General features: G+C 56.8%; 9 protein-coding genes and 1 pseudogene. 2 read left to right on the top strand and 8 right to left on the bottom strand.

Annotated elements, in window-relative coordinates; genetic code table 11:
• Positions 1 to 247 precede the first annotated feature (247 nt).
• Both QZZ60_RS10080 and QZZ60_RS10075 read left to right on the top strand, forming a co-directional pair.
• Positions 248 to 616 carry a helix-turn-helix domain-containing protein gene (locus tag QZZ60_RS10080; protein WP_295641051.1) on the top strand — a complete coding sequence of 123 codons (369 nt, stop codon included), beginning with the start codon at positions 248 to 250 and terminating at the stop codon, positions 614 to 616.
• A 295-nt stretch (positions 617 to 911) separates the two neighbouring features.
• Positions 912 to 1,076, top strand: a complete 165-nt coding sequence (locus QZZ60_RS10075; RefSeq protein WP_295641049.1) for a hypothetical protein — start codon at positions 912 to 914, stop codon at positions 1,074 to 1,076.
• A gap of 186 nt (positions 1,077 to 1,262) precedes the next feature.
• On the opposite strand, the gene cydB is transcribed toward QZZ60_RS10075, so the two are convergent.
• From cydB to QZZ60_RS10035, 8 genes and pseudogenes are all read right to left on the bottom strand, one after another.
• Positions 1,263 to 2,282 carry a cytochrome d ubiquinol oxidase subunit II gene (gene cydB / locus QZZ60_RS10070; protein WP_295641047.1) on the bottom strand — a complete coding sequence of 340 codons (1,020 nt, stop codon included), beginning with the start codon at positions 2,280 to 2,282 and terminating at the stop codon, positions 1,263 to 1,265.
• Between the two features lies 1 nt (position 2,283).
• The gene (locus QZZ60_RS10065) at positions 2,284 to 3,606 is read right to left on the bottom strand and encodes a cytochrome ubiquinol oxidase subunit I (RefSeq protein ID WP_295641045.1); all 1,323 of its coding nucleotides are present in this window, start codon (positions 3,604 to 3,606) and stop codon (positions 2,284 to 2,286) included.
• Positions 3,607 to 3,723: 117 nt separating this feature from the next.
• The gene (locus QZZ60_RS10060; RefSeq protein WP_295641043.1) at positions 3,724 to 4,932 is read right to left on the bottom strand and encodes an MBL fold metallo-hydrolase; all 1,209 of its coding nucleotides are present in this window, start codon (positions 4,930 to 4,932) and stop codon (positions 3,724 to 3,726) included.
• Positions 4,933 to 5,010: 78 nt separating this feature from the next.
• Positions 5,011 to 5,169, bottom strand: a complete 159-nt coding sequence (gene rd, locus QZZ60_RS10055) for a rubredoxin (RefSeq protein ID WP_294483841.1) — start codon at positions 5,167 to 5,169, stop codon at positions 5,011 to 5,013.
• A gap of 22 nt (positions 5,170 to 5,191) precedes the next feature.
• Positions 5,192 to 5,377 carry an anaerobic ribonucleoside-triphosphate reductase gene (nrdD, locus tag QZZ60_RS10050; protein ID WP_295641040.1) on the bottom strand — a complete coding sequence of 62 codons (186 nt, stop codon included), beginning with the start codon at positions 5,375 to 5,377 and terminating at the stop codon, positions 5,192 to 5,194.
• Positions 5,378 to 5,395: 18 nt separating this feature from the next.
• A complete protein-coding gene (locus QZZ60_RS10045; protein WP_346666655.1) occupies positions 5,396 to 5,563 on the bottom strand; it encodes a rubredoxin in 168 nt (55 codons plus the stop codon).
• A gap of 45 nt (positions 5,564 to 5,608) precedes the next feature.
• Positions 5,609 to 5,758, bottom strand: a pseudogene (rd, locus tag QZZ60_RS10040) (rubredoxin); the annotation flags it as partial.
• Between the two features lie 2 nt (positions 5,759 to 5,760).
• Complete coding sequence (locus QZZ60_RS10035; RefSeq protein ID WP_295641053.1) at positions 5,761 to 6,090, bottom strand: desulfoferrodoxin; 330 nt, start codon at positions 6,088 to 6,090, stop codon at positions 5,761 to 5,763.
• Positions 6,091 to 6,093 lie beyond the last annotated feature (3 nt).

Here is a 6,093-nt window from a genome sequence, read left to right as displayed (position 1 = left end):
GTCGAGAAAGTAGAAACGATATCAAGAGGTAAGCATGCGCATGGGTGATTTGGAGCTGATTTTTCAGGTAGGAACTGGGTAGTAGTTCCTCGCAGGGCATGGAAACTCCCCTGCGGGCGAATGCTTCCAAGTCTTCTGAATCGGAAAATTTTAAAATATTTTGTTCGAGGGATGGAAAGACTTGACATGAGAACAGATGTTGATTACAGATGTTATCAACAAATGTTTATAACAAATGGTGTGAACCGTGAGTCCAGACGAAATTAAGCGTATTCGGGAATACCTGGGAATTACTCAGGAAGAGTTGGCTTCCATTTTGGGAGTCACTAAGACAACGGTAGGTCGGTATGAAATTGGTAAGGCAAAGCCCGTTGGAGATGCAGAAAAAAAACTGGGGCAATTGCAAACGAGCATAGAAGATCCAGAACAGGCTTCCCTCCTAAAAGAGACAATCAAGAAAGTAGGAGGTATAGCTATTATTGCAGGAATGCTATCTTTTGCTTCAGCAATGATTCCTTTATCCGGCGTTGTAGCATGTAGTCTAGGTATAGGAGCCCTTTTAAAGGGGAAGATAGGCAAAGATTTTATTGATATTTTAACAAAATTTCATAAGTAAGAGGGTAACGATGAGTGATAAAAGTGATAAGTCTACGAATGTTTCGGATGCTATTGCGGCTGTTACCATTATGGTTGTTGCTGGCGTAATAGGTGCTGTGCAGCTGATAAAATTGTCCAGTGGGAGTTGATTTATAATATTTTTTCATGCCTCCATGGATGTGTCTATGGCACAGAATAGAAGTTCGCTGTCATGTGCTTTGACCTATATGGAGGAATGAGATTTTGCCAGAGAAAACAAGCTCGTAAGATATCCCCTGAATGGTACGCGAAATTTTACAGGTAGGGAGACAGATATGGAAGATATAATTGATAAACTGTCAAACATTAAGAATCCTATTGCGGCTATTACTATCATGGTTGTTACCGGTATAGCAGCTGTAGTAGAACTGAAAAAATTGTCCAGCAGTAACTGTGAGGTTGTTGGAAGAAAAGCTCTGGAGGTCGCAGAGAGATCTTAAGCGTCAGGCAAAATGTGACTTTGCAGGTGCGGAAAACGGCGGCAGCCGGAGACGTGCTGCAAACCGGGAGTTGTGAAGAGAGGACCGGGAAGAAAAAAGGCCGTCCGCTTTCAGGAGAAGCGGGCGGCCTTTGTCGGTCAGCGGTATCGGAGCCTGCGGCGTTGAGCCGTCGGTGCTTCGGCGCGGTTAGTAGGAGTGTTCGTCCTTGAGCACGTCCTTGGTCACCTTGTGGGCGAAGGTCCAGTAGACCCAGGCCTGATAGAGCAGCACCACGGGCACGGCGCAGAGCGTGACGGTGAGCATGATCTTCAGGGTGAGGGGGCTGGAGGCGGCGTTGTAGATGGTGATGCTGTAGGCCGGATCAATGCTGGAAAGAATGATGCCGGGATACATGCCGAACACGCCGAAGAAGGTCAGGCCCAGAATGAACAGGGCGCTGCACAGCCAGGCGACGAGGGTGCAGTTGTTCAGGGCAAGGCGGCTGCCCACAAGGCCGATGACGGCGAGAGCGAGAGCCGCGTAGGCCGCGGGATGCTGCGCGAGGCGTTCAAAGCTGTCGGTATAGTAGCTCGTGAGGGCCAGGAACAGGAAGACCAGGGCGAGCAGCACGGGCCAGAGCACGCGGGCGGCCTTGAGCGCCTTGAGCTGCAGATTGCCTTCGGACTTGAGTTCAAGCCAGAGCGCGCCGTGGTAGCAGAACATGACCACGAAGAACACGCCGCCGGCAAGGCCGTAGGGGTTGAGAAGCTTGAGAATGTTGCCGTGGTATACGCCGTCCGCGTCGATGGGAATGCCCATGAACAGGTTGGCGAAGGCCACGCCGAGCAGAAGCGCAGGCAGGAAGCTGCCGAGAGTCATGCACACGTCCCAGCTGAAGATCCAGGTGCAGGAATCGCCCTTGCCGCGGAACTCGAAGGCCACGGCGCGGAAGATGAGGCAGAACAGCAGGATGAGCAGGGGAGCGTAGAGTGCGCTGAACATGACGGCGTAGGCGTTGGGGAAGGCGGCGAAGGTCACGCCGCCGGCGGTGATGAGCCACACCTCGTTGCCGTCCCAGTAGGGGCCCTGCGCGTTGTAGATGACGCGGCGTTCATGGTCGTTGGCGGCCACGAAGGGCATGAGGGTGCCCATGCCGAGGTCGAAGCCGTCAAGGATGAAGTACACGGCCCACAAAAGCGTCCAGAGGAAGAACCAGATCGTTTCCATGCTACGCCTCCTCAGCGGCTTTGACAGGTTCGGGCCCCTTGCGGGAGTTGGAATACAGCAGCCAGATGTCGATGAGTCCGAGCAGCGTGTAGATGACCAGGAAGGCTATGACGGAAATGAGCACGGAACTCGTGGGCACGGGGGACACGGCGTCCGAGGTGCGCATGAGATTGTAGACGATCCAGGGCTGACGGCCTACTTCGGCCACGGTCCAGCCGAGCATGATGGTGATGTAGGGCAGGGGAATCATCCAGGGCAGGATTTTGGCAAGGCGGGTGTCTGCGGCAAGATCCTTGCGACGCCACCAGGCCCAGGCGGACACCAGAATGAAGAGACAGCCGAGTCCCACCATGATGCGGAAGGACAGGAAGGTGGGCAGCACCGGCGGAATGTCTTCCTTGGCAAAGTCGCTGAGACCCTTCACTTCGGCGTTGATGTCGTTGAAGGCGATGAAGCTCATGAGGCCGGGAATGGGCAGGGCTTCCACAAGGTTCTTGCCGTTTTCCTGATCGGGCCAGGCGAGAAGGTACATGGGAGCTCTGGTCTGGGTGGTCCAGTGCGATTCCATGGCGGCCATCTTGGCGGGCTGATATTCGGCCACGTTCATGCCCTGCTGGTGACCGGCGGCGCCGACGAGCAGCGCCATGACGAGGGTGAAGGGCGCTGCGATGCGCACGGCCTTGGTGAACAGGGAGGTTTCATTCTTGCGGGCAAGGTGCCATGCGGCCACGCCGAGCACGAAGAAGCCGCCCAGCATCCACGCCGAGGAGACGGTGTGGAAATATTCGCCCCAGGCGTAGGGATTGGTGACCACGGCGAAAAAGTCGTCGAGCTCCGCGCGTCCGTTGCGCAGGACGTAGCCCACGGGATGCTGCATGAAGCCGTTGGCAAGGATGATCCACAGGGCGGAAATGTTGCCGGCAATGGCCACCATCCATATGGCGAAGCAGTGCACCTTCTTGCTCACGCGCTCCCAGCCGAAGGTCCACACGGCCACGAACGTGGATTCGAGGAAGAAGGCCACCGTGGCTTCAATGGCCAGCAGAGAACCGAAGATGTCGCCTACGTAGGCGGAGTAGCGGGACCAGTTCGTGCCGAACTGGAATTCAAGCGTGATGCCCGTCACCACGCCCAGAACGAAGTTGATGAGGAAGAGTTTGCCCCAGAATTTGACCATCCTCTTGTAATCTTCATCGCCGGTGCGCACGTACATGGTTTCCATGATGGCGAGCAGCACGGAAAGGCCGAGCGTGAGAGGCACGAAGATGAAGTGGAAAAAGACGGTCATGGCAAACTGGAGGCGGGAGAGGAGGATGAGATCCATGATGTGCTCCTTGGTGCTCGTCGGCGACGCGGAAGGACGAGTCTCTGCCGTAATCGGCCATGAAGCCCGGACTGCCGCATTGGAGACGGCAGCCCGGGCGCTTGATGTTTCAGGCGGTTAGGCTCCGCACTTTTCCTTGAGGGCGCGGGCCACGGCGACGCCGAGTTCGCGGCACTTTTCAAGGTCTTCCTTCTTGGGATTGAAATAGCACTTGAGCGGTTCGCCCACGAGTTCCACCTTCATGTCGGCCAGAGCGTCGGCCATCATCTTGGGAGCTTCGCCGGACCAGCCGTAGGTGCCGAAGGTGGCGCCCACGAGATTCTGAGGACGCAGGCCCTTCACATGGGCGAGGCAGGCCATCATGTTCACCATGGGCATGTTGTTGCGCGTGGCGGAACCGAGAATGAGAGCGCCGCTGTCGGCGAGCTCGGTCATCACGTCGCTGCAGTGGCAGGTCTGCAGGTTGATGAGGACGTAGGGCACGTCTTCGGCGTCCAGACCGTCGGCCACGGCTTCGGCCATCTTGGCGGTGCCGTTCCACATGCTCTCGTAGGCGATGACGGCGCGCTTCTTGGGCTTCTGTTCGGCAAAGGCCTGATAGGACTCGATGACGAACTTCACGTCCTCGGGCGTGCGGTAGATGAGACCGTGGTCGGGGGCGATGACGTCGAACTGCAGACCGAGGTCGGTCACGCGCTTCAGGGTCTTGAGAACCTGGGGAGAGTAGGGCAGCACGATGTTGTAGTAGTAGCGCTTCATGGATTCATAAAGCGTGGTGCGGTCGCACTCGTCGGCGAAGCGGTAGGAGGTCGCGAGGTTGTGGCCGAAGGCGTCGTTGCTGAAGAGCACCTTGTCTTCTTCCAGGTAGGACACCATGCTGTCGGGCCAGTGCAGCATGCGGGTTTCAAGGAAGGTGACGTTGCGCTTGCCGATGTTCAGGCGATCTCCGTCCTTGACGATCTCGATGGGCCATCCCTCGGTATTATAGATGTTGGTCATGGACTTGTAGCCCATGGGCGAGCAGAAGATCTTTTCGGGCTTGCACAGCTTCACGATGCGGGGAAGCGCGCCGGAATGATCCTGTTCAAGATGGTTGCACACGATGTAGTCGATGCTTTCAGGATCGATGATTTCGGAAATGTGCTTCACCAGCGTGTCGAACTCGTGAGCGTTCACGGTGTCGAAGAGCACCTTCTTCTCGTCGCAGACGAGATAGGCGTTGTAGGTGCTGCCCTCGGGAGAGCGGCTGTAGTGGTGGAAGTTGCGGATGTCGAAATCGACGGCGCCGACCCAGTAAATGTCCTTTTTCAGTTCAACAGGTCTCATGTTTTCCTCGGCTTGGTAAAACAAAAAAAGCGGGAAGCCCCCGGAAAGGGGGCTGCCCGCGAACAATCTTGTCAGTAATTACGCGGCTTCAAAGTCGGCCTTGGAAGCGCCGCAGACGGGGCAGACCCAGTCTTCGGGGATGTCTTCAAAGGCGGTGCCGGGAGCGATGCCGGAATCGGGATCGCCCTTGGCGGGATCGTATTCGTAACCGCAGACGTTGCAAATGTACTTTTCCATCGTGTTTCTCCTTGGGTGCGGCTCAGCGCCAGTTTTCCATGTTGCAGTGCTTGACTCTGTCGTGTTCTTCCGCCTTTTTGCCGTCATTGAAGCGGTCGAGCGTACCTACCAGGTATCCGGTGATGCGGCGTATGCGCTCGAATTTCACTCCCGCTCCGAGCATGGTCTGCCCGGTGCAGCCGGCAACGGAAGTCTTGCAATGGACCATGATGCTTCTCTTTGCCCGCTAGGCGAGCTTTTTGAACATTTTCTTGCTTGCGCCGCAGACGGGGCAGTGCCAGTCGTCGGGCAGGTCTTCAAAGGGCGTGCCGGCGGGAATCTTGCCCTTTCGGTCGCCCTTTTCGGGACGGTAGATGTAGCCGCAGTTGCCGACCTGGCACTGCCACATGGACATGTCCTTTTCGCCCTTTTCCGCCTTGGGTTCTTCGGCTTCGACGGCCTCGAACTCGGCCTTGGAGGCGCCGCAGAGGGGGCAGACCCAGTCTTCGGGGATGTCTTCAAAGGCGGTGCCGGGAGCAATGCCGGAATCGGGATCACCCTTGGCGGGGTCATATTCGTACCCGCAGAGGTTGCAGACGTACTTCTTCATGGCTAGCCCTGGAATTCAGCCTTCCACAGGCCGTGCTTGTTGCAGAATTCGCGGGCGACGACCTTGTCGGCCTTCACGCAGAACTCGGCTTCGGGAGCGTCGCCGGGGTTCAGGAAGGCGATGTGGGAAACGCCGTCGGCCAGAAGTTCGATCCATTCGATGTAATGGTCTTCGGCCATGGGATGGGCGGCGGAGCCGACCTTCACCTTGTAGCCGTTTTCGGTCTTTTCAATGACGGGAACGTGCTTTTCGCTGGCGCCGTCGGTGGAGCCTTCGCGCAGCAGCTTGATGCTTTGCGCCATCAGGTGATGGATGCTGTTGCTTCGTCTGATGAC

It is taken from the genome of uncultured Mailhella sp. (assembly GCF_905187505.1).
GTDB lineage: Bacteria > Desulfobacterota > Desulfovibrionia > Desulfovibrionales > Desulfovibrionaceae > Mailhella.
The sequence above is the reverse complement of the archived record's forward strand: the minus strand, read 5'-3'. Positions and strand labels throughout refer to the sequence as shown.